The organism is Occallatibacter sp. (assembly GCF_049510455.1).
Lineage (GTDB): Bacteria > Acidobacteriota > Terriglobia > Terriglobales > Acidobacteriaceae > Telmatobacter.
On sequence record NZ_JBEKYX010000015.1, the window covers coordinates 12,223 to 31,827 of the forward strand.

At 59.1% G+C, this 19,605-nt stretch carries 19 protein-coding genes and 1 tRNA gene; 8 read left to right on the forward strand and 12 right to left on the reverse strand.

Going from position 1 to position 19,605, the window contains the following annotated elements; genetic code table 11:
* Positions 1 to 13: 13 nt before the first annotated feature.
* Positions 14 to 89 (forward strand) — tRNA-Cys (locus ABSG47_RS04495).
* A gap of 271 nt (positions 90 to 360) precedes the next feature.
* Here ABSG47_RS04495 and ABSG47_RS04500 read toward each other — a convergent pair.
* Both ABSG47_RS04500 and ABSG47_RS04505 read right to left on the reverse strand, forming a co-directional pair.
* A complete protein-coding gene (locus ABSG47_RS04500; protein ID WP_424166955.1) occupies positions 361 to 612 on the reverse strand; it encodes a hypothetical protein in 252 nt (83 codons plus the stop codon).
* Positions 613 to 872: 260 nt separating this feature from the next.
* On the reverse strand, positions 873 to 1,742 hold the full coding sequence (locus ABSG47_RS04505; RefSeq protein WP_424166957.1) for a hypothetical protein: 870 nt from the start codon (positions 1,740 to 1,742) through the stop codon (positions 873 to 875).
* A 177-nt stretch (positions 1,743 to 1,919) separates the two neighbouring features.
* On the opposite strand from ABSG47_RS04505, the gene ABSG47_RS04510 reads away from it, so the two are divergent.
* Entirely contained in the window at positions 1,920 to 2,105 is a 186-nt protein-coding gene (locus ABSG47_RS04510) for a hypothetical protein (protein WP_424166960.1), read from the forward strand.
* A 601-nt stretch (positions 2,106 to 2,706) separates the two neighbouring features.
* Here the strand turns inward: ABSG47_RS04510 and ABSG47_RS04515 are convergent.
* Complete coding sequence (locus ABSG47_RS04515) at positions 2,707 to 3,756, reverse strand: VWA domain-containing protein (RefSeq protein ID WP_424166963.1); 1,050 nt, start codon at positions 3,754 to 3,756, stop codon at positions 2,707 to 2,709.
* Positions 3,757 to 3,959: 203 nt separating this feature from the next.
* Between ABSG47_RS04515 and ABSG47_RS04520 the strand changes: the two genes are divergently transcribed.
* Positions 3,960 to 5,294 (forward strand): VWA domain-containing protein, encoded by a 1,335-nt coding sequence (locus tag ABSG47_RS04520; RefSeq protein ID WP_424166965.1) that lies wholly within the window; start codon positions 3,960 to 3,962, stop codon positions 5,292 to 5,294.
* Between the two features lie 91 nt (positions 5,295 to 5,385).
* Here ABSG47_RS04520 and tatA read toward each other — a convergent pair whose 3' ends face one another.
* Together tatA and ABSG47_RS04530 are read right to left on the reverse strand one after the other, a co-directional pair.
* On the reverse strand, positions 5,386 to 5,613 hold the full coding sequence (gene tatA, locus ABSG47_RS04525; RefSeq protein WP_424166968.1) for a twin-arginine translocase TatA/TatE family subunit: 228 nt from the start codon (positions 5,611 to 5,613) through the stop codon (positions 5,386 to 5,388).
* Positions 5,614 to 5,701: 88 nt separating this feature from the next.
* Positions 5,702 to 6,151 (reverse strand): hypothetical protein, encoded by a 450-nt coding sequence (locus ABSG47_RS04530; protein WP_424166970.1) that lies wholly within the window; start codon positions 6,149 to 6,151, stop codon positions 5,702 to 5,704.
* Positions 6,152 to 6,302: 151 nt separating this feature from the next.
* On the opposite strand from ABSG47_RS04530, the gene ABSG47_RS04535 reads away from it, so the two are divergent.
* A complete protein-coding gene (locus ABSG47_RS04535; protein ID WP_424166973.1) occupies positions 6,303 to 6,791 on the forward strand; it encodes a thioredoxin family protein in 489 nt (162 codons plus the stop codon).
* On the opposite strand, the gene ABSG47_RS04540 is transcribed toward ABSG47_RS04535, so the two are convergent.
* A complete protein-coding gene (locus tag ABSG47_RS04540) occupies positions 6,788 to 7,414 on the reverse strand; it encodes a CDP-alcohol phosphatidyltransferase family protein (RefSeq protein ID WP_424166976.1) in 627 nt (208 codons plus the stop codon). The genes ABSG47_RS04535 and ABSG47_RS04540 overlap by 4 nt on opposite strands.
* A gap of 51 nt (positions 7,415 to 7,465) precedes the next feature.
* On the reverse strand, positions 7,466 to 7,987 hold the full coding sequence (locus ABSG47_RS04545; RefSeq protein WP_424166979.1) for a GreA/GreB family elongation factor: 522 nt from the start codon (positions 7,985 to 7,987) through the stop codon (positions 7,466 to 7,468).
* A 155-nt stretch (positions 7,988 to 8,142) separates the two neighbouring features.
* Here ABSG47_RS04545 and ABSG47_RS04550 point away from each other — a divergent pair, with 155 nt between their 5' ends.
* Both ABSG47_RS04550 and ABSG47_RS04555 read left to right on the forward strand, forming a co-directional pair.
* A complete protein-coding gene (locus ABSG47_RS04550) occupies positions 8,143 to 9,105 on the forward strand; it encodes a DsbA family protein (RefSeq protein ID WP_424166982.1) in 963 nt (320 codons plus the stop codon).
* 110 nt (positions 9,106 to 9,215) lie between these two features.
* On the forward strand, positions 9,216 to 10,292 hold the full coding sequence (locus tag ABSG47_RS04555; RefSeq protein ID WP_424166985.1) for a SurA N-terminal domain-containing protein: 1,077 nt from the start codon (positions 9,216 to 9,218) through the stop codon (positions 10,290 to 10,292).
* Positions 10,293 to 10,390: 98 nt separating this feature from the next.
* Here the strand turns inward: ABSG47_RS04555 and ABSG47_RS04560 are convergent, their stop codons facing one another.
* Both ABSG47_RS04560 and ABSG47_RS04565 read right to left on the reverse strand, forming a co-directional pair.
* A complete protein-coding gene (locus tag ABSG47_RS04560; protein WP_424166988.1) occupies positions 10,391 to 13,201 on the reverse strand; it encodes a carboxypeptidase regulatory-like domain-containing protein in 2,811 nt (936 codons plus the stop codon).
* Between the two features lie 138 nt (positions 13,202 to 13,339).
* Positions 13,340 to 13,654, reverse strand: coding sequence for a hypothetical protein (locus ABSG47_RS04565; RefSeq protein ID WP_424166991.1), 315 nt, complete (start codon positions 13,652 to 13,654; stop codon positions 13,340 to 13,342).
* A 147-nt stretch (positions 13,655 to 13,801) separates the two neighbouring features.
* Between ABSG47_RS04565 and ABSG47_RS04570 the strand changes: the two genes are divergently transcribed.
* Together ABSG47_RS04570 and ABSG47_RS04575 are read left to right on the forward strand one after the other, a co-directional pair.
* The gene (locus ABSG47_RS04570) at positions 13,802 to 14,860 is read left to right on the forward strand and encodes a hypothetical protein (RefSeq protein ID WP_424166993.1); all 1,059 of its coding nucleotides are present in this window, start codon (positions 13,802 to 13,804) and stop codon (positions 14,858 to 14,860) included.
* Between the two features lie 22 nt (positions 14,861 to 14,882).
* The gene (locus ABSG47_RS04575; RefSeq protein WP_424167080.1) at positions 14,883 to 15,161 is read left to right on the forward strand and encodes a HigA family addiction module antitoxin; all 279 of its coding nucleotides are present in this window, start codon (positions 14,883 to 14,885) and stop codon (positions 15,159 to 15,161) included.
* A 7-nt stretch (positions 15,162 to 15,168) separates the two neighbouring features.
* Here ABSG47_RS04575 and ABSG47_RS04580 read toward each other — a convergent pair whose 3' ends face one another.
* The 3 genes from ABSG47_RS04580 to ABSG47_RS04590 form a co-directional block, all read right to left on the reverse strand.
* Entirely contained in the window at positions 15,169 to 15,621 is a 453-nt protein-coding gene (locus ABSG47_RS04580; protein WP_424166995.1) for a recombinase family protein, read from the reverse strand.
* Positions 15,622 to 15,803: 182 nt separating this feature from the next.
* Complete coding sequence (locus tag ABSG47_RS04585; protein WP_424166998.1) at positions 15,804 to 17,156, reverse strand: sigma-54-dependent transcriptional regulator; 1,353 nt, start codon at positions 17,154 to 17,156, stop codon at positions 15,804 to 15,806.
* Positions 17,153 to 19,534 (reverse strand): sensor histidine kinase, encoded by a 2,382-nt coding sequence (locus ABSG47_RS04590; RefSeq protein WP_424167001.1) that lies wholly within the window; start codon positions 19,532 to 19,534, stop codon positions 17,153 to 17,155. Before ABSG47_RS04590 ends, ABSG47_RS04585 begins: the two co-directional genes overlap by 4 nt.
* Positions 19,535 to 19,605: the final 71 nt, after the last annotated feature.

Genomic DNA, 19,605 nt, shown 5'->3' on the forward strand with positions numbered 1-19,605 from the left:
TCGTGGCTTATGAGCACCGGTGGCGAAGTGGCTAACGCGCTGGTCTGCAAAACCAGTATTCATGGGTTCAAATCCCATTCGGTGCTCCAAAATTTGAAGCTGTCCGTTTAAACAGAGGGCTAAAGGCCGACATATTTTGCCGGCCTTTCCGCATGATTAAAGGTCGCGATCTGAATATAAGGCAAAATTCCACTGCCTTTACTGCTAAATACCCATGCGAAAATCCGAAGGGCCGCTATCCCATTGCAGGAGGCGGCCCTTTCGGTTACGGCTATTAGGGGGGTAAGAGTGCAGATACGCTTACTGTATCTATGACTCTTGTATATCTTAGAAACCATTAAGGTCTGATAAAGATAACCTTTAAAGTACGATAAGAGACCTGGGCAGGCGCGGCCGGGTGCTGTCGAGAAATATCCTCATGCGGAGCGCTTCTGCACGTTGGACAAAGATAAGATGCTTCTGGCGGCGAATGTGGTCGGGGTTATCGATGAGCTCGAGTTGGGATTCGTCATAATCGGCGCCCTCGTCCAGCCGCACAATGCGCTCCTCAATGGTCTGGCGGAAGCGCGGGCTGATCTCAATGCCTTCGTGGACGGGGTTTTCGCCGGTCATTCCTGTTGCGCTCCTGTTTCCGCTTTGGTTCCTGCACTGACCAAAGTTTTGCTCCGCGGCTCAAGTTTTCCGCGGATGGGTCGATAGTATCGATGCGCCTGATTTTGCGCCAGATTACGTCCTGTGTAGGACTACGCCGAACTTTGGTAACAAGTGCCTGAAAACAGGACAATTAGCCGATTCGATTTGCACAACCCTCCCGCGGGTCCGGTTGCGCGGTACTCGTTCGCGACAATCCGGACCCCGGATTTAGAAGCACGTTAGCGCTGTGCTGCGCCCGTGCCGGGAGAAGTTGAAGACGCCATGGCGAGAACCACCTTGGTTCCGCCATCGAGATGCACGTCCTGCCGTGCGCTCAGGAGCGCTCCGGAGGCATTTGAGAATGGCTGTCCGGTTGCGCTGGAAGCAACGAGCACGCCTGGTACCGCTGTGGTCTTGATGACAACGTTGCCGTTGCGGGCGACGGTGGTTCCGGGCGCGGGACTGCTGGTTGCGTCCGCAGCGGAGCTCCCGCCGGGGTTCGAGTTTTCCGTGGCGGAACGAGCCCCGGCTGCCGCGGCAGCTCCAGTGCCCTGGCTGGCTGTTCCGTTGGGGGCAGCGCCGCTAGCCTGAGGCGATGAGCCGCTGCTATTGGGCATTCCGGCGCTGGCATCGACGGTGCTGGAGCCGGCGGGGGAAATGGTTTGGATCGCCGATTTGATCGGCATGCTCTGGCCGGATTTGATCTCGGCCTGATCGAACTGGAGCGTGAGGCGGCCGTTGTCGGTGTTGGCTACGTAGGCCTGGGCTTCGGTGACGTGGCCCATGATCTTCGTGCCTTTGGGGATGACGGTGCCGTCCGCCATGGTGGCTTTTTCAGTGGTTTTCAGCTCCACTTTATCTCCAGCTTTGGCGGTTTTGGAGTCGAGTTTGGAGGTGAGCTCTCCGGTAACGGGGCTGAGAGCGAGAGCTTCCGGCTCAGCGGGCTGGGCAGAAGCTGGCTGAGCGGTGGCGGCCTGACTGGGCTGGGCGGTTGGGGCCGGCTGCGCGCTGGGCTGTTGTTGAGGTTGGGGGGCATCGGGCTGCTGCGCGGCGACGGAGAAGGTGCAAAAAGTCGCCAGAACGATGGGAGCAAGACTGAGGTGCTTCATTGGGGGAAACCTCCGTGAAATTTCCTTGCTTCGGTCTGCCATCCCGTTTCATGGAGGGCGGGCAGGCCGAGTTGCCAGAGTAGGACGGAGCCCTATGCCAAGAGGTTGCCAGAGGGTTCCGAATAAGAAAGACGCGTGCGTGTGATGAAAAAACGATGGAGCGAGTGTGTGGGCTGAATGGCGAAGTGGGCGCAGAAGAAAACCCTTTCGAGCTGCCATTCCGCACCCACCGGCGTCCTGGGGGAGGACATCGAGAATCTTTTCTTCTATCTCTATCTACCTAAGGAAGGTCTGATTAAGTCCGTGAAGCATACCTCAGCGGCTAAAGCCGCATTGATTTTGCTGCATTTATGTCACGGCTGAAGCCGTGACCTACCGTTCGTGCCACTTAATCAGAGTTTCCGGGGCCCATGCAGAACTGCGCGAAAACCACCTATTGCCGGTTCACCGCCGAAGAAAATGGAGAAATGCCGGGAACTATCTGCGTGCCTCTATCGAAATGAATGTTTGTGCGCTTTGTGCGCGTAGTAGTGAAAGGCCTATATAACCTGCAACTTCTACTGCCGGCAGCACTGTTTCATACATAGTGCTGCCGGCAGTAGAAGTTGCTTTACGTGCGTCTTGAAAATCCGCAAGAGGGTTACTAGGACAACAACAGCTACAATTACTGCCATAAGTGCAATCTTCCTTGGAAAGTGGCTCTTTGACTTGCTTTATGTATCTTGAGCCGGATGTAATTTATAAGTGAAGCCGACCCTGCTTGCTTACTTGAGATGCAGGTTGCAGGCCAAATGGCTGCCTGCGGCGATAACAAAATATAAATGACGGAATATCTGCCAGTTACGGAGGGCGCCTGCTGTTCGAATCGAAATGAGTACGCACGCGAGTATGTAACTTCTTCCTGTTGATAGGGAAGATTTTGCCCGGTGTTATCTCATCTTCGGTGCTATCTCATCTTGACGGGCTACTGATCTTCGCCCCTGGGCGCGTAGTAGCCTTTACGGACCTGCACCTTCATGTCGTCACCTTTGCAGGTGATGGAGACCTTGCGGAAGGTGCCATCCATCTTTTCATTGGTGGGCTTGTAGGTGGCTACGTATTGCGAGCGAAGCTCATCGCTTATCTGCTGAAAGGCCGCTTCAAGCTTATTGCCGTCATGGCCTACGTTGATGAGCCGGCCGCCGGACTCCTCGCTGAGCCGTTTGGCCGCCGAGTAGCCGGAATAGCCGAAGTTGCCGTATCTCTGCACATCGGCGAGGAGAATGACGTAGATGAGCGAATTGGCGCGCACGGCGGACTCAATGGCCTCGCCGATCTTGTGGTCGCTGCCCTCGTCTTCGCCGTCGGTGAGTATGATCATGGCCTTGCGGCCTGTCTCCTGATTGAATTTCTCCCGCGAAGTGAGGTAGATGGCGTCGTAGAGCAGCGTGCCTTTGGGGGTGCCGCTGATGGGAATCGTGCCACCGCCCGCGCCGGGAATGCCCGTGCCGTTGCCGCCGGCGGTATTGATTTCGGCCTTCTGCAGGGCATGTGTGAGCATGCGGGTGTTGTTGGTGAAGTCCTGGAGCAGATCGACGTTTACGTCAAAGGAGAGAACGAATGCCTCGTCCTTTTTGCGGAGAACCTGCTCAAGAAAGCGGCTGCCGGCGTCCTGTTCGAGGGGAAGAACGCGCTGCTGGCTGCCGGAGGTGTCGAGCAGGATGCCGAGAGTGAGCGGGAGATCGGTCTCAGCGCCAAAGTTCTTCCAGGCCTGCGGCTCTTTGTTCTCCGCCACGGAGCAGTCGTCCTTGGTGAGATGCGGAGCGAGTTGACCGCCCTTGTCTTTCACCGTGAAGTAGAGATCGACGAGATTGGTGTTGATTTTGAGGGTCGGCGTAGCGATGTCCTCGACGGGCTGGGCAGGCGCATTGCTGACCGGGGCCGCATCCGGCGAGGGCGGAAGCTGCGCGTGCGCTTTTCCACAGAGGAAAAATGCAGCCAAAAGCGAGGCGGAAAGCAAAGAAAGCTTCTTCATTGGCATCTCATCCAATTAGACGTTAAGGCGCGTTGAAAAGAGCATAGCGCATTACCGGAATCAGCGGGTTCGGTCATGGACGGGCAAACAACGCGCGAGGTCATGCGTCTGATAGTCTGAACCATGCGCGAGTCCTTAACCGAACTGGGAGGATCGCTACCGCGGCCCTTTGATGGGGGCCGTGCGGAGGACGTGAGATACCTGTGAAGCCTGGATTGCACATTTCGGCGCTGACGGCGCTTTTGAGCCTGACCTTAACTGCCGCGGCTCAGCAGCAACCGCAGCAGACCCCGCAACAGCCGGTTCCAGACGCTCCTACGCCGCAGCAGGCAATGCAGCCGCTTACCAACGCGGCGAATGGGCCGATCAAACCAGGCGGAGGCGCTGGAACCGAGCAATCGGCATCCGGGACCTCCGGCTCGCAGGATATTCAGGGACCGGTACCGCAGCAAGCCGCACCGCCCCCGCCCTCGTCAACTCTGCAGTCGCAGGATAACCAGACTCCGCCCGTGAGCATGACACCGGCTGAGATTGGCGCCGCAATCCGGATCAACGTGACGTATGTTGAAGTTCCGGTGACGGTGAAGGACTCAAAAGGCAATGAGGTTCCGGGGCTGCAGTGGCGAGACTTCAGGGTTTACGAAAACAACAATTATGCGCCGCTGAAGGTCTTTACCACGGACTCTTACCCGCTTTCGATTGCGTTTGTGGTGGATCAGAGCCTGCCGCGCGACCAGATGGAGCAGGTAAATACTTCGCTGGGTGCGCTGCAGGGCGCGCTGACGCCGTTTGACGAGATTGCTGTTTTCACCTACGGCAATGGAGCGCGCAACCAGTCGGGCGGGTTCACGGGAGCGCAGTCGGCGCGTGTGCCCTACATTCTCTCCATGACGAAGTCCGCGGGCGCCGAGCAACTGAATCCGACGAACGATGGCCCGTTTGCGAGCTGCAACATCCGCGAAAACGGCAACTGTATCGATCCGAACCTGCAGGCGGGCAAGTCGGCAGGCAGCGGCTACTTCATGAATATCCAAAAGGAGATTCACACGCTGAACGACGCGATTCTGGCGGCGGGGAAGGAACTTTCCTCGCGGCCCCAGGGACGGCGGCGGATTATTTATGTGATTTCCGATGGCAAGGAAAACGGCAGCAAGGCCACCTACAAGGATGTGCTGAAGTACGTGCAGACCAACCACATTCTGGTGTACGGCACGCTGGTGGGCGAGGCTGCGCGCTGGGGCGAGGGAAAACTAAGCCGCATCCACCTGCCCTTCACGATGTATGACAACATCCTTGTGAAATACACGCTCAACACCGGCGGCACGCTGGATTCAGCCAATGGCGTGAACCACATTGAAAAGACCTACAGCGACCTGGCCCGCGAGGCGCGCACCCGGTACACGCTGGTGTACGCGAGCCACGAGCCTCTTCTGGACGGCAAATACCGCAAGATCGATGTACGCGTGAACCGCGCGAACCTGGAAATCACGGCACCGCTTGGTTATTATCCCGCGGCCTCGGACGCGAACATTCATTGATTGCCGGCTTGAGGAAAAAGAACAGGGCCTGTGCAGAGGATGCACAGGCCCTTGGTCTTTGCGCTTGAAAAGCGCGGAATGATGGGGGGCGCTACGGCTGCTTTTGATTATCCTGCGGCGGTGCCGGGGGAGGGGTAACAGCGTGCTGCGTGGTGGCCGGAGGAGCAGGATCGGTCACGCCTTTAATGCCCTCTTTGAAGCCCTTCAGTCCTTCGCCTAGTCCTTTGCCCAGCTCCGGGAGCCGTTTGGCGCCAAAGAGCAGGAAGATAATAATACCGATCACCAGCAAGTGCATTGGTTGAAATAGATCGCCCAGCATGGCCTAACTCCTTTGCGCGCCCTTGCCCGTATTTTGCCCGGCACGCTTCCTTGAAAGACTATTGTCGCACAAACGCAGGAGTGTGAGATCAGTTGACCCGCGCTGGGTTTCCCAGGCGCTCGGTCACCATGGAGAAAAAGCTGCCCAAGTCTTCTTCTTCGCCCATGGTGAGGCGGCGATGGACCTTCATGAGCGGAAAGAGGCGCGAGCCGCGTACATCGATGGCGGGTATGGCGGATTGCGCGCCCACCTGCGCGCCCGGATACTGCGTCATCTCCCAGACGCCGGCATAGCGGCGGCGGAGGACTTCGCCGAGGTAGCTGCCCCAGAGGCGCGTCTCGAATTCCACATCGCGATCCGGGCTCTCACTGACAAGGATGAGGATCTCGTCGAGCGCATCGATGGAGCTGGAGGAGTAATCGAGGGTATGGCGATAGTCGCGCCGCGCCGTCTCAACGGCTGCCGAGGCGTAGCCCTCCATCATTGCATTCAGGTCGGCAAATGCCGTGGACTCCAGACGTTGGCGCAGGTTGCTCATTTAGCTCAAGGATAAATCAGGTGAGGCGGAGTGAAAGGGCGATCCGCACCGCGGCTGCGCGATCCTGCTCCATGCAACGGAGTTTGTTGCGCGGGGGCTCAGCCACGGCGTGATTGTGTGAAACTGAAAAAGATCGTGTGGAGGATTTGGGGTGAAGTTTTTTCGTTTTTTTCTTATTGCCATGTTGCTGGCTGTTCCGGCTTTTTCCGCTCCGCGTTCTATTTATCCCGATCCTTCACAGGCAAGGGTCGATATTGCCGCTGCGCTCAAGACCGCTCCCGGCGCGCATAAGCGCGTGATTCTCGACTTTGGCGGCAACTGGTGCATTGATTGCTTTGTGCTGGACAACTACCTGCATAACGAACAGAATCGTCCGCTGCTCGAAGCCAATTTCGTGCTGGTGCATGTGAACATAGGCACCTATGACGCAAATCTGGACCTTGCCGCGAAGTATGCTATCCCATTGAAGATCGGCGTACCGGCTCTTGCGGTTCTGGATGAGCGCGGCAAGCTGCTTTACTCGCAGACCAACGGCGAGTTCGAGAAGGTGGGCCGCATGCAACCGGCCTCCGTGACTGCGTTTCTTACGCGGTGGAAGCCGGGCAGCAAGCCCTGCTCGGTGGTTGCGCTGAACTGCTAACTCAGCGGAGCCATTTGCTTGGTGTTCCAGTAGGTGTACTGGACGCGGTGAATGACGGTGATGGTGGAGAGCACGGCGAGGACCCAGAGAACCGGAGCCATTACGCCCCAGTGATTGAAGAGCGCGCCGAGGATGATGAGCACGATGCGCTCCGGGCGCTCCATGAAGCCGACTTTGCAGGAACCGATGAGGGCCTCAGCGCGTGCGCGGGTGTAGCTGACCATGAGCGACGTGACCATGACGAACGCCGCGAGCACCACATAGCGGAAGTGGTTGACGCGGGCGTAGTAGACCAGCAGGCCGAAGAAGAGCACCACGTCCGAATAGCGGTCGATGACCGAATCGAAGAATGCGCCGAAGACCGTGACCTGGTTTGTACGGCGCGCCACGCGGCCATCGACCATGTCAAAGAGGCCCGCGCCGATGATGACAAGTCCGGCGTAGAAGAACATGCGTCCGGCGTTGGTGACATCCGCGTGGCCGAAGAAGAAGGCCGCGACGATGTTGATGATCAGCCCGATGAAGGTGAGCACGTTCGGGGAGATGCGGGAGAGTGCGAGTCCGTGGACAATCTTGTCCAGGAGCCACGCGCAGGCACGGCCAAAGCCGCCAGTCCAGGTCATTAAAGGCTACCTCTGGTCATTTAAACCACCTGTGGTCATTCGCGTCCACCTTTACTTCCCTGAGCCGGATTCCGCCGCAGCACCATCTGTCTGAGCGGCTGCGGCGGCTTCGTCGTGGATGGTGGTCAGCTTGAGAACCTCAAGCTCGCGCTTGCCGTTGGGCGTGACGATGGTGGCGACATCGCCCACACGCTTGCCCACCAGGCCGCGGCCGATAGGCGAAGTGGTGGAGATCAGCCCCTTGGTCACATCCGATTCCTCGCTGGTGACAAGGCGATAGACAATCTCCTCGTTCTTCTGCGTGTCAAAGACCACCACGGTAGAGCCGAAGCCGGTCTTGTCCCGCGGAATGTTGGCGAGATTGACCAGCGAAAGCTCGGCCATGCGCTTCTTGAGCTGGCCCAGTCGCGCGTTGACAAAGACCTGGCGCTGCTTGGCCATGTGGTATTCGGCGTTCTCGGAGAGATCGCCCAGCGCTACGGCCTTTTTGATCTCGGCAGGCAACTCGTGCGCCAGTTCGTACTCAAGCGCTTCGATATCTTTTTGAAGCTGATTTTTAATGTGTTCCGGCATCCAGCGTCCACGGCGGCAGCGCTAACAAAGGCGCTCCGCATCAGGTAGAAATACGTAACAATCCATTATAAAGCAAGCGGTTGAGCGGGGTTCTCGGCGGCCAAGACGCTCCGTTTGCCGATTGCTGCGATATGCTTTTTAGAGAGGATCCTCACTTGTTTCGTTTTCGTCTTTCCGCCTGTATGCTTGCTCTCGCTCTGGCCGCCGGATGCAAGGCCCAGCCGCCTGTCAACGCAAATGCTCCAGCCGGCTCCGATCTGAACCGCCGTATCGAAGTCATGGTCCGCGCCAAGTTCGACCTGCCGCAGGATTACAACGTCAGCATTGGCGCGCGCAAACCGTCGCAGATGCCGGGGTACGATTCACTGACAGTTACGCTGGCCAAGGGCACTGAAACGGCGAACCTGGATTTCCTGATCTCCACGGACAACACCAAGCTGGCGCGGCTGCAAAACTTCGATCTGGCCAATGACCCGGTCTTTCATATCGACCTTGCCAACCGGCCTGTCCGCGGCAACGCCTCGGCGCCGGTCACGATCGTCAACTTTGACGACCTCGAATGCCCCTTTTGCGCGCGCATGCATCAGACGCTCTTCCCTGCCACGCAGGAGCGCTACAAGGATAAGATTCGCTTTATCTACAAGGACGACCCGCTCACCGAGATTCATCCCTGGGCGATGCATGCCGCAGTGAATGCCAACTGCCTGGCCACGCAGAGCGGACCTGTCTACTGGCAATATGTGGATTACCTGCACGGGCACGGACAGGAGATTACCGGCGAAGATCGCAACCTGACGCGCAGCAACGCTCAATTGGATCGCATTGCTCGCGACCTTGCCGCCGTGGCGCACCTGGACGACGCCAAGCTGAACGCATGCCTGGCAAAGCAGGATGAGACTGCCGTGCGCGCCTCCGCGAGCGAGGCCGATAAGCTTGGCATCAACGGAACTCCGGCAGTGTTTGTGAACGGCGAGCGGATTGACGGCGGCGCGGTGCCGCAGGAACAGGTGTGGCAAGTCATTGACCGCGCTCTGCGCGAGGCCGGCGTGGAGCCGCCTCCAGCGGCAGCACCAACCGCGCCGGCGAAGGAAAAGCAGGGAGAGGGCGGCGCGAAATAAAACCGGGCGGGGATTGGTCTTCCCTGCTCACGATTCCGGGTTTGTGCGGTCTTTACAGCCTGTTATTCTGGTGTACTGGAAGCGGCCTCGCTTCCGTGAGGAGAATCAGGTTGCAACTCGAAGCTCGTTTTCCGGAGCGCGCGCGTCCGGTTTTTGCTTTGCTCGGCACAGTTGTTCTGCTTGCCTTCGCCGGTTGTCATCACGCTCCCGGCCCGGATGTCGTAGCCACGGTCAACGGCAAGGAGATTCTCCGCGCCGACCTGGACAAGTATTACAACGCCAGCCAAACGGACAATCCTCAGCCGCCCGCACCGGAGCAGGCAGACATGCTCCGCCTGAATATCCTTGGCGGCATGATCAACGATGAGATCGTGCAGCAGCGCGCGGCCAAGCTGAACCTGGTGGCCAGCGACGAGGATGTGAACGCCAAGATCACGGACATGAAGACTCCTTATACGCAGGAGGAGTGGGACAAGCAGCTCAAGCAGCGCAACATTACGATGGACGACCTCAAGCGCGACGTCCGAAAGCAGATCACGGCCACCAAGCTGGTCAATAAAGAGATCGATTCCAAGATCAACATCACGGACGCGGAGATCGGCACCTATTACAACGCGCACAAGGCCGAATTCAATCTGATTGAGCCACGCTATGGGCTCTCACAGATTCTGGTCAGCGGCAATCCTCCGCAGCAGGGCGCGGCACAACAGCAGCGCAAGGCTCCGAATGAGGCAGAGGCGCGAAAAGAGATTGAGACGCTCCGCGGACGGCTTCTGAATGGCGAGGACTTTGGCACTCTGGCTGCGCAGTTTACGGAGAATCCGAATCTGGCGCAAAATGGGGGCAATATGGGCCTGGTGACTGAGACCGACCTGCACCGCGACATAGAGGTCTACAACGCCATCGGCGCGCTCAAGCCTGGCCAGATTACGGCATCTTTGCCGGTCTACGATCCCAGAGATCCCGGTCACAAGGCCGTCATGGGCTACCAGATCTACAAGCTCAACAGCCGCGAGCCGGCAGGGCAGCGCGATCTGAACGATCCGCGCACGCATGAGTTGATTCGCGAAACCCTGCGCAACGGCAAAGCGCAGCTACTCAATAAGGCGTACCAGGAGATGCTGCACGATCATGCCGCGGTGCGAAATTTCCTGGCCGAGCAGATCCTGAAAGAGGGAACGCCGTAGAAGCAGAGATCAGAAGCCAGAGATCAGAGATCAAAGATCAAAAACAATAAGGCCGGGGACTCGTCCCCGGCCTTATTGTTTTTGCGTGTTGCGCTGCTTTAGAAGTTGAACGTGACCTTTGCCGTCAGTGCCCTCGGCGTCACGTAGTGCGTGCCGCTGAAGGTGGAAAGGAAGTTATAGAGAGCGTACTTGTTGGCGATGTTCACCGCCGTCAGGTCGATGTTCGTCTTGAAATGGTCGGTATGGAAGATATTGTCCTTGCCGATGGAGGCATCAAAGAGGCTGCGGTGCTGAATGCGTGGCGGATCGTGGTCGGCATCGCCGGCGCCGGGCGCGGGAATATCAACCAGTTTCGAGGTATAGTTCGCGGCCGGGCAGATGCCAATAGGCGTGCCTGTTGGCGAAGGAGTGTAGCTAGCGACTGGCGCGCCGCCGGGGATAGGAGTGTAGTTGAGGCAGGTGAGTCCCGCCTGAAACTGCTCATCCGCCGTAAGACCGGTGAGATCGACCGCCGGCTGGCCGTTGAGCATGGTCGAAGTGGGGCTGTCCGGCGTGCCGCAGGCAGAGTTGGGATTGTTCGAGAAGGGATTGTAGCAGGGCACGGAGCCGGCGGTCAGGCCGGAATCGAAGCGCCAGTTGAAGCCGGTCCAAAGGCCGCTTAGGAATTTATTTGTGCCGGGAATCTCATACTGAACGTGAGAGGTCTGGTTGAACTTCTCGTCGTGGTCGATGCGGAAAGGCAGCCCGGTGGCGCCGACTGTAGCTCCCGCGCCGGCCGTCTGCGGCGGGAAGAAGCGGGCGGCGACCGAAGAGGTAACGAAATAGCCGCTGAATCCGTGGAATTTGGGAATCTCGATATTTCCCGCATAGCCCGGGATCTTCGAGTTATGCCAGTCGATAGGGAATGTAATCGGCGTGTTGCCGAGCACGCTGAAGTCGAAGGCGTTGTGGGTGTACTTCCAGATGTACTCGCCGCTGATGACGGCCCACTTGCGGATTCCTTGCTGGAATCCGGCGTGAAACTCGTTACGATAGCCGGGGTTCAGAGTTCCTGAGACGCCGGGCGAGCAGAGAAGCAGCGGAGCTAGCACAGGATTCGAGCATCCTGTGCTGGACAGGATCAAATTCTCGTTGAACGGAGTTTCCATCGTACGCGCATAGGAGACGCGCAGCACGGTGGAAGAAGGTTTGACGTTGTAAGCGATGCCGAGGCGAGGCTGGGTCTGGTTGGCATCCGTAAGTCCGTTGTAAACGTCCTCACGCAGACCGAGATTAAAGAGCCAATCTCCGGCCTTGATCTGGTCTTCGACGTACAGCGCCAGCTCCTTGATGTCCGTGTGACCGCTGTAGTTATACATGCTGCCACCGCGGGTCAGATCGTATGGCGCAAGGACGGGAAGATAGTTGGGATTTGGGAAAGAGACTATACCGTCGCATGCCGTGGGACCGGAGTAGCCGGCTAACACATTGCCATTTACATCCACGCAGGGCGCGTTATAGATATTGTTCACCACGCCGAGGCTGTCGTTCTCGTTGAGGAAGGTTTGCCCGTACTGCGCGCCAATCTTGAGGGTCTGGTGTCCCTTGGAGTAGGAGAAGTCCGAGTGTACCGCTGCGTTGGTGAGCGTGCGGAACTGGGAAATGGACGAGGTTTGCAGGTTAATTGGTCCCTGATCGGCCAAAGGATTGTCACTGGGGTAGTAATTGTAGGCATCCCTGCGGACGAAGGCGCCGAGGTTGAAGACCGAGTTGGTGCTGATGACGCGGGTGTAGGTAGGCGAGATATTGAATGTGCCGATCTTCGAGCGCTGGTCGGCATTGCCGACATTGACTAAGGTTGGGTCAACGCTGGAGCCGCTATTCGCGCCCGTTGTTTCCACGTTCATCACATTCAGGTTGTCGAAGGAGTTGGGTGTCTGGAACCAGGAGCGGCTGTAGTTCACATCCAGGTGAATCGAATCCACCGGCGAGAGGGTATAGTCCACGCGATCGAAGACATTTTGCTCGTTACCCTTGTCATGGAAGACTGTGAACTCGGGGGGATCGAGGAAGCGGCCCGTGTTGAGGGCATCCGCTTCGAGGAAGTTGCCCCACTTCTTGCCGCCATAGCTAACATCGCCGCCGAGGCTGGACGAGCCGAAGGTGCCGTAGGATGTGCTGATGCTGCCGGTAGGCTTGGTAATGCCCTGACCGGAGCGCGTGGTGGCAACGATCACAAGGCTGGTTTTGCCGCCGTACTCGGCCGGCGGCGCACCGGAGATGACTTCAATGGACTGAATCGAGTTCGACGGAATCTGGTTGGAGAAGACCTTGCTCTGCTGATCGGTGATGGACTGGCCGTCAATCGAAAACGAATTCGATGCGTGATCGCCGAGGCCGTGGAAGAGGCCGTTCGAGTCCGCCGCCACGCCGGGGCTGGTGAGTGTGACCAGCGAACTGAGCGAGGAAGACTGGCTCTCGAGCGGCACCTTGATAAACAGGTCGCGGTCCACGTCCGTGTGGAAGGTGGGGTCGTTCTCCACCAGGTCGCCGCCAGCCTCGACGGTGACCGTATCACTGGAGCCGGCAATGCGCAGTACCAGCTTCAGGCTGACACCGATGCTGGAACGAATTTCAACGTTCTGCGTAATCGGCGCAAAACCGTTGGCCATGATCTTGATCTGGTAGGGATTGAGCGGCACATTCGTGAACTCGAATTGGCCGGAAGGATCGCTGGTAGTGGTGCGGTCAAGGCCGCTGACAGTGTTCGAAAGGTGGACGGTTGCGCCGGGAATCACGGCGCCGCTGGGATCAGAGACTGTGCCGCGAACCGCGCCGGCATTGCCGGACTGTGCAAAGGCTGTGACTGGCAGCAACAAAGCCAGTGTAAGAAGGATGCGGCGGTACAGGCCGCGAAGGTACGGCATCATTATGGCTTCTCCAGAAGATCTGCATGTGCGCCTGCGAGCCGGTTCGGTTTCCGGGGCGCAATGCACGCTGAGGTGATGGTCGTCAGCCTGAAGGCAATACGAAAATTCAGAGGGATTCAGGCTGGCAGAGACGCGCAGCTAGACGGTTGGAGGTGGGCGTGTGAAAAGAGTGGGATGCCAGGGACGGGGCACAGCTGCGCGAGCCTTAACGGGAGGCGCATGCGTGCCCAGCGTAACAATCACAATGGCGGCTACCGCGGCTGCGACGGGCGCAGCCGAGTGCATCACGATACAGAGCGGGCAGTTATCGGCATCCGATGCCTGCGGGTGGATGTGCGCCACCTGGACCACGGCAAGCAGAGCCAGCAGGATCAGGCATACCACTGTCACCACCGCCGCATTGCGCGGCAGGGCTAACAGCTTGCTGCTCCTGTTGGACTGAATTCTGCTCAAAACCGGCACCGTATCTTCCCTAGCTTAAGAATACACAGAATGTGCGGCGGAGTGTATGCCTTGCGCCAAAACAGGCCTTTGCCCACCCCCTTAGACGCCGCGCGTCTAAAATGGTGGGGCTGTCTGGATTTACTACTGGGATAGAGAATGAACCACATCGGACGTCTTCGGTGGATTTGCGCCGCGCTTCTGGCTTGCGCTGCGCTCTCTTGCGCGTGCGCCGCACAATCCGATCCACAACAGCAGCCTCCGCAACAGAAGCCGCTGCCGCTTAAGCCCGCGATGCCCAACACGGGCCAGAATCACCGGCTGATTCTCAAGGACGGCAGCTATCAGATCGTGCGCAAGTACGAGATTGTGGGCGACCGCGTGCGCTATATCTCCGTGGAACGCGGCGGCGACTGGGAAGAGCTGCCCGCCGATCTTGTGGACTGGAATGCCACGCATAAATGGGAGCGCGATCAGGCGCAGCTTGCCGAAGACAATTCCTCACCTGCGATGAAAGAGGCTGCGGCGATCGACAAGGAAGAAGCCGCAGAGCGCGACGAGCAACTGGCGCGCATGCCTGAGGTAGCCAAGGGCCTGGAGCTGCCGGATGAGGACTCCGTCTTTGCGCTGGACACCTACCAGGGCACGCCGGAGCTGGTAGAACTGCTGCCGAACGAGCTGGGCATTGACGCCAAGACTCATAAGGGGTTGAGCACCATCAATCCGCTGGCCGGACAGCGCGCCGCCATTGAGCTGCCAGGCGCGCATGCGAAGGCGCATCTGCATGTGAATGATCCGGCCATTTATCTTTCGCTCGACGTGACGGACGATGCTGAAAAGGTGCTCTCGCACGCGCTGACGGTGCAGACCCATGACGCCAAAGATGTTGCCAATCGCAAGCACGGCGCGCACTCGACGCAATCGGGCTTTGCCATTGTGCGCGTGGATGAGCGCAAGGCCGTGCGGATTGTGGGAGCGATCCACATCAGCCCCAGCGGCAACGTAACTCAGAGCGAAGACGTGATGCCGGCCAAAGTGGAGGTGCTGCCGGGCAAGCACTGGGTGAAGATTGTGCCGGCGCAACAACTCCTCATCGGAGAATACGCGCTGGTGGAGATCATCTCACCGTCGGAGATCAACCAGCGCGTATGGGATTTCCGCGTCGATCCGCAGGCGGGCGACAATACAGGGTCGATTGGGCCGATTTTGAAGCAGTGAATAGAATGAGCGTATGACGCGTATGCACAACCCGGCACATCCCGGAAGGCTCTTGAGCTATTACCTTGCAGACCGTACTGTGACTGAAGTTGCGCAGCATTTGCATATCACGCGACCGGCGTTGTCGCGCGTGCTGAATGGCAAGGCAGGGATTTCGGCGGACATGGCGCTACGCATCTCGGAGGCATTTAGTACAGAGCCGGAATTCTGGCTTCGCCTGCAGGCGCAGTACGACCTTTGGGCGGCTTCAAAAAAGAAGCGCGCCCAAGTGAAGCCGCTGCCGCAAAAAGCGGCAGCGTAGACTGCCGCTAGTCGCCTGGCGCTTCGCGGCGCGCGAACTTGAGCCGCCGCTGCTCCCACTCTTCGCTGTTGAAGATGCGCGGGCCAACTTCGATCAGGCGCGGCATCATGTTGAAGACCGCAACGCGCGACCATGGACGTCCTTCGCGGGTGCGGAATCCGCTCTCATTCAGTGTGCTGACAATGTTGGAGTAGGAAAAATCCTGCGCCAGCAGGTCCATCATCATCAGGAGAACCCGGTTTTCCCTGGGGTCCTCTTCAAGCCGCTTGCAGTCGTCGGAGATTCGCAGACCGTAAGGAATCTCTTCACTGAAAACGCCCCCTGTGTGGGCCTCGGAGTCGGGCAGTTCACGCTGCCATTCGATTGAGACCATCTGCCACCCTGATGTCATGCGCTGTTCAATGATCTGCGGACTGAACGCTCCGGAAACCACATCGCGCATCCGCTCGAAATACGCCATAACCGCCTCCTGAAACTACTGCAATGCGCTGAAAGAGTGCAATCGGATTGCCATGCCGTGGAGAAGCCGCGGATTCCGTAAATACTGCTTGTAAATAAACTTGCAGAAATTACCGACCATTCTCCATGCATCGGGAACTGTCCACTTCCGGCAAAGGATGTCCGCTTTTGGACAAGCCTCGGCTATTCACGCACCGCGATCCCAAGCGCCTTCATCTTGCGGTAGAGGTGGCTGCGCTCCAGGCCGAGCAGTTCCGCGGCGCGGCTGATGTTGTTCCGCGCCTCCTCGATTTTCTTGAGGATGTAGTCGCGCTCATAGGCGTCGCGCGCTTGCTGCAGCGTGGAGAAATCCTCGGTTCCGCGTGTGCCGGCCTTGTGCGTCAGCGGCGGCAGGTGGCGCCGCTCAATCCGCAGCACGCGGGGGTTGAGGATCAGCACACGCTCCACGACGTTCTTCAGCTCGCGCACGTTGCCGGGCCAATGGTATTGGCCCAGCGCCTCAAGCGCCTCTTCGGTAATCTCCATACGCGGACGGCCATACTGCCGTCCAAACTCGCCTAGAAACTCGCGCACCAGCAGCGGAATGTCTTGCCGGCGCTCACGCAGCGGAGGTACAAAGAACGGCACAACGTTCAGCCTGTAAAAAAGATCCTCGCGAAAATTGCCCTTGGCAATCTCCTCTTCGAGATTCTTGTTGGTGGAGGCGATCAGGCGCACATCCACACGAATGGGCTGCATGCCGCCAACAGGCGTGAAGCTATGATCGTCGAGCGCGGAGAGCATCTTGGCCTGCGTCTTGAGGCTCATGTCGCCCACTTCATCCAGAAACAGCGTGCCTCCGTCTGCGCGCTCCAGCGTGCCACGCTGCTCGGGCCTTGCGCCGGGCTGGCCGTGTCGCGTGCCAAACAACTCCGCCTCAATGTGCGCCTCGGGAATTGCGGCGCAGTTCAGTTCCACAAAAACGCGGTCACGGCGTTGGCTTTCCGCATGAATGGAGCGGGCAATCAGCTCTTTGCCTGTGCCGGATTCGCCGTAGATGAGCACGCGCCCGTTCGTGGGCGCCATGAGCCGTATCTGCTGCCGCAGCGCCTTCAGCGGCACGCTGTCGCCGGTAAGCACCGCGCCGGCGCTGAACTGCCGCTTGAACTCAAGGTTCTCCGTACGCAGCCGCCGGGCCTCAATCGCGTTCTTGAGCACAATCAGCGTGCGGTCGATCGAAAGCGGCTTCTCCAGAAAGTCGTATGCTCCGAGCTTTGTCGCCTTCACCGCGGCCTCAATGGTGCCGTGGCCGCTGATGATCACCACCTCTGGACGCGACTCCTGCGGAAGACGGCGAATCTCCGCCAGAACATCCAACCCGTCGCGGTCCGGCAGCCAGATGTCCAGCAACACCGCATCGTACGGCGCGTCTTCCACCAGCACCACAGCTTCAGCGGCGGTGGCCGCGGTGGCCACGCCGTAGCCTTCTTCACGCAAAATCTCTTCAAGCGATGAGCGAATCTCAGCCTCATCGTCCACGACGAGGATATGGTTCATGAGCGAGCTTCCTTCACGGGTTCGGCATCTACGGTGGCAGGCGCGGAATACGCCGTCAGCAGGGCCGGATTTTCAATCAGCGGAATCCTCAGCAGGAACCGCGCGCCTTTCGGCGTGTTGCTCTCCGCGCGAATCGAGCCGCCGTGTTCCTGGGCGATCTTGGCTGCAATCGAAAGACCCAGGCCTGTGCCGCGATGCTTGGTGGAGTAGAACGGCAGAAAGAGCCGCTCTCGAATTTCATCCGTCAGGCCGTGTCCTGTGTCCCCTACGCTTGCTTCCACGGCTGCGCCGTCTTCATTGACCGTGGTGGAAACGCTCAGCACCTTGAGCAGGCTGCCCTGCATGGCTTCCGCCGCGTTGTCGATCAGGTTGGCCAGCGCGCGGCGAATCGCCTCGGGATCTGCAAAGACCGGCGGCAGATCGGGCGCAAGATCGAGCCGCACCTCAATGCCATCCAGCCGGCCGGCAAAAAGCGCCAGCGCTTCATCCACAACGCGATTCATCTCACAGACGCGCGGCTGCGGCGCGGGGAACTGCGCCAGCGCGGAGAATTGATCGACCAGTGTGCGCAATGTGCTTACGCAGCTCAGAATTACCTCACTGCACTTGCGAATGATGTTGGTTGAGTCAAGGCTGACTCCGTTTGCGCCTTCAGCGCGGCCGCGATCGAGATGGCGCGCGATACGCTCGGCCGAGAGCTGAATGGGCGTGAGCGGGTTTTTGATTTCATGCGCCACGCGCTGCGCCACTTCCTTCCACGCAAGCTGGCGCTGCGCGCGCAGCAGCTCCGTAGTGTCTTCCATCACCAGTACAGTTCCCGGCTCCTCAGCGGTGTGATCCGAGTCCGCATGCGTACCGGAACCGGCGCCCAGAGCGGCACCAAAATCGAGTCGCGCGCTGGTCAGCGCCAAGTGTACGGCGCGCCCACGCACACGCATTTCAATCTCAGTGGAAGCCGTGCCCATGCGCCGCCCGCGGCGAATGACCGCCGCAACCTCTTCAGCGTACTCGGCAGGCAACAGCGAATCCATCTTTTGCCCACGCAGAGGCGCGTCTTCAGGATGCGAGATCAGCGCGGCAAAGGCGCGATTGGCCTGCACCACGCGCCCCGCTCCATCGAGCGTAACCACACCGCTGGGAATGGTCTCCACAATTGTCTCCAGCTCGTGCCGCCGCTCCTCAATTGCCTGGTTGGCCGCCGTCAACTGCGCTGAAGAGGTCTCCGCCACGCGCCGGCTGGTCTCCAGATCGGAGGCCATGCGATTAAACGAGCGCACCAGGTCTCCCATTTCACCCGCCGCCGCAATGGAGACACGCTGCTCATACCTGCCCTCTGCAATGCGGCTCATTGCGTCTGCAAGCGCTTCCACGGGCCGCGTAATCTGCCGCGAGAGAAAGATTGCAAGCCATACGCTTGAGAAGAAAATGAAGACCGTAATCAGCAGCAGCAACAAAAAGAAGTTGCCACGGATGTTGTGCCGGAGCCGGTAGAGCTTCCAGTACTCCGTTGCGCCGGATCGGATGCGAATGGCTGTCTCGCTCAGCCCCTGCGGCATGGGCAGCGCCACTAATACCAGCTTGCCAGTGCCCGTGGCCGCTGTGCCCAGCGCAAACTGCTGGCCTGCAATCTCCATGATCGACTCATCGCTGCGCCGCGCCGCCGCCAACAGGCTGGAGGAAAGCGGCTTGCCGAGCGGAATTGCACGGCCGCCACTGGTCTCATCGAGCCACGGAAGCAGGCTGGCCTGGATGGTCTCCGGCGGCGCCTCGAAGCTGGAGATCAGATGCATCGCCTGCCCCGTCCGCGGCTCAAACACCAGCGCAAAGCCGCCTGCCAGCGTGATGCGATGGGAGCCGAGAACGCTTTCGAGTTCGCCCGGTGAGCGGTCAGGAGCGCCAGAAGCCGCAATCGACTCGGCCTCAACGCGTGCATTTGAGGTCACATAATGCGCCAGTTCCTGCACTACGCGGGTGGAGTCATCGCGCAACTGCGTGGTATTCGGCGAAAACCACCGCTCAATGGTGCGATTCATGAACTGAAAGCTGTACAGGTACATCAGCACGGCGGGTGTAAGCGCGATAAGCACTGCGCCCAACACCATGCGATTGCGAAGCCGCGCACCGAGCGCGCTTGATCCCTGGCCCGCATAGAGCTTGAGGAGGTTCCTCAGCAGCAGCATCAGCAGTGCGACGAGCAGCAGAAAGAGGACTACGGTAAATGCCGTAAACGCCAGCGTTTCGCCCGCCGTCTCCGGATTCAGAAAGCTGATGCGTGAGGTATTCCACCACTGCAGCGCGCCCAGCAGCAGGAAGATAAACATTACTCCGCCGGCTAGAAACGAGACGAGGCGCAGGCGCGGATTGCGCTCAAACAGCATGGGCAGATTATAGAGCCGAAAGGGACTGAGGGGGACTGAGGGACTATGGGACTGAGAGAACAATGGTACTT

Bases quoted from the DNA above. Each gene is read 5' to 3' on its own strand.
- ABSG47_RS04500 (WP_424166955.1), bottom strand. From the start codon at position 612: ATGACCGGCGAAAACCCCGTCCACGAAGGCATTGAGATCAGCCCGCGC.
- ABSG47_RS04505 (WP_424166957.1), bottom strand. From the start codon at position 1,742: ATGAAGCACCTCAGTCTTGCTCCCATCGTTCTGGCGACTTTTTGCACC.
- ABSG47_RS04510 (WP_424166960.1), top strand. From the start codon at position 1,920: ATGGCGAAGTGGGCGCAGAAGAAAACCCTTTCGAGCTGCCATTCCGCA.
- ABSG47_RS04515 (WP_424166963.1), bottom strand. From the start codon at position 3,756: ATGAAGAAGCTTTCTTTGCTTTCCGCCTCGCTTTTGGCTGCATTTTTC.
- tatA (WP_424166968.1), bottom strand. From the start codon at position 5,613: ATGCTGGGCGATCTATTTCAACCAATGCACTTGCTGGTGATCGGTATT.
- ABSG47_RS04530 (WP_424166970.1), bottom strand. From the start codon at position 6,151: ATGAGCAACCTGCGCCAACGTCTGGAGTCCACGGCATTTGCCGACCTG.
- ABSG47_RS04540 (WP_424166976.1), bottom strand. From the start codon at position 7,414: ATGACCTGGACTGGCGGCTTTGGCCGTGCCTGCGCGTGGCTCCTGGAC.
- ABSG47_RS04545 (WP_424166979.1), bottom strand. From the start codon at position 7,987: ATGCCGGAACACATTAAAAATCAGCTTCAAAAAGATATCGAAGCGCTT.
- ABSG47_RS04560 (WP_424166988.1), bottom strand. From the start codon at position 13,201: ATGATGCCGTACCTTCGCGGCCTGTACCGCCGCATCCTTCTTACACTG.
- ABSG47_RS04570 (WP_424166993.1), top strand. From the start codon at position 13,802: ATGAACCACATCGGACGTCTTCGGTGGATTTGCGCCGCGCTTCTGGCT.
- ABSG47_RS04575 (WP_424167080.1), top strand. From the start codon at position 14,883: ATGCACAACCCGGCACATCCCGGAAGGCTCTTGAGCTATTACCTTGCA.
- ABSG47_RS04580 (WP_424166995.1), bottom strand. From the start codon at position 15,621: ATGGCGTATTTCGAGCGGATGCGCGATGTGGTTTCCGGAGCGTTCAGT.
- ABSG47_RS04585 (WP_424166998.1), bottom strand. From the start codon at position 17,156: ATGAACCATATCCTCGTCGTGGACGATGAGGCTGAGATTCGCTCATCG.
- ABSG47_RS04590 (WP_424167001.1), bottom strand. From the start codon at position 19,534: ATGCTGTTTGAGCGCAATCCGCGCCTGCGCCTCGTCTCGTTTCTAGCC.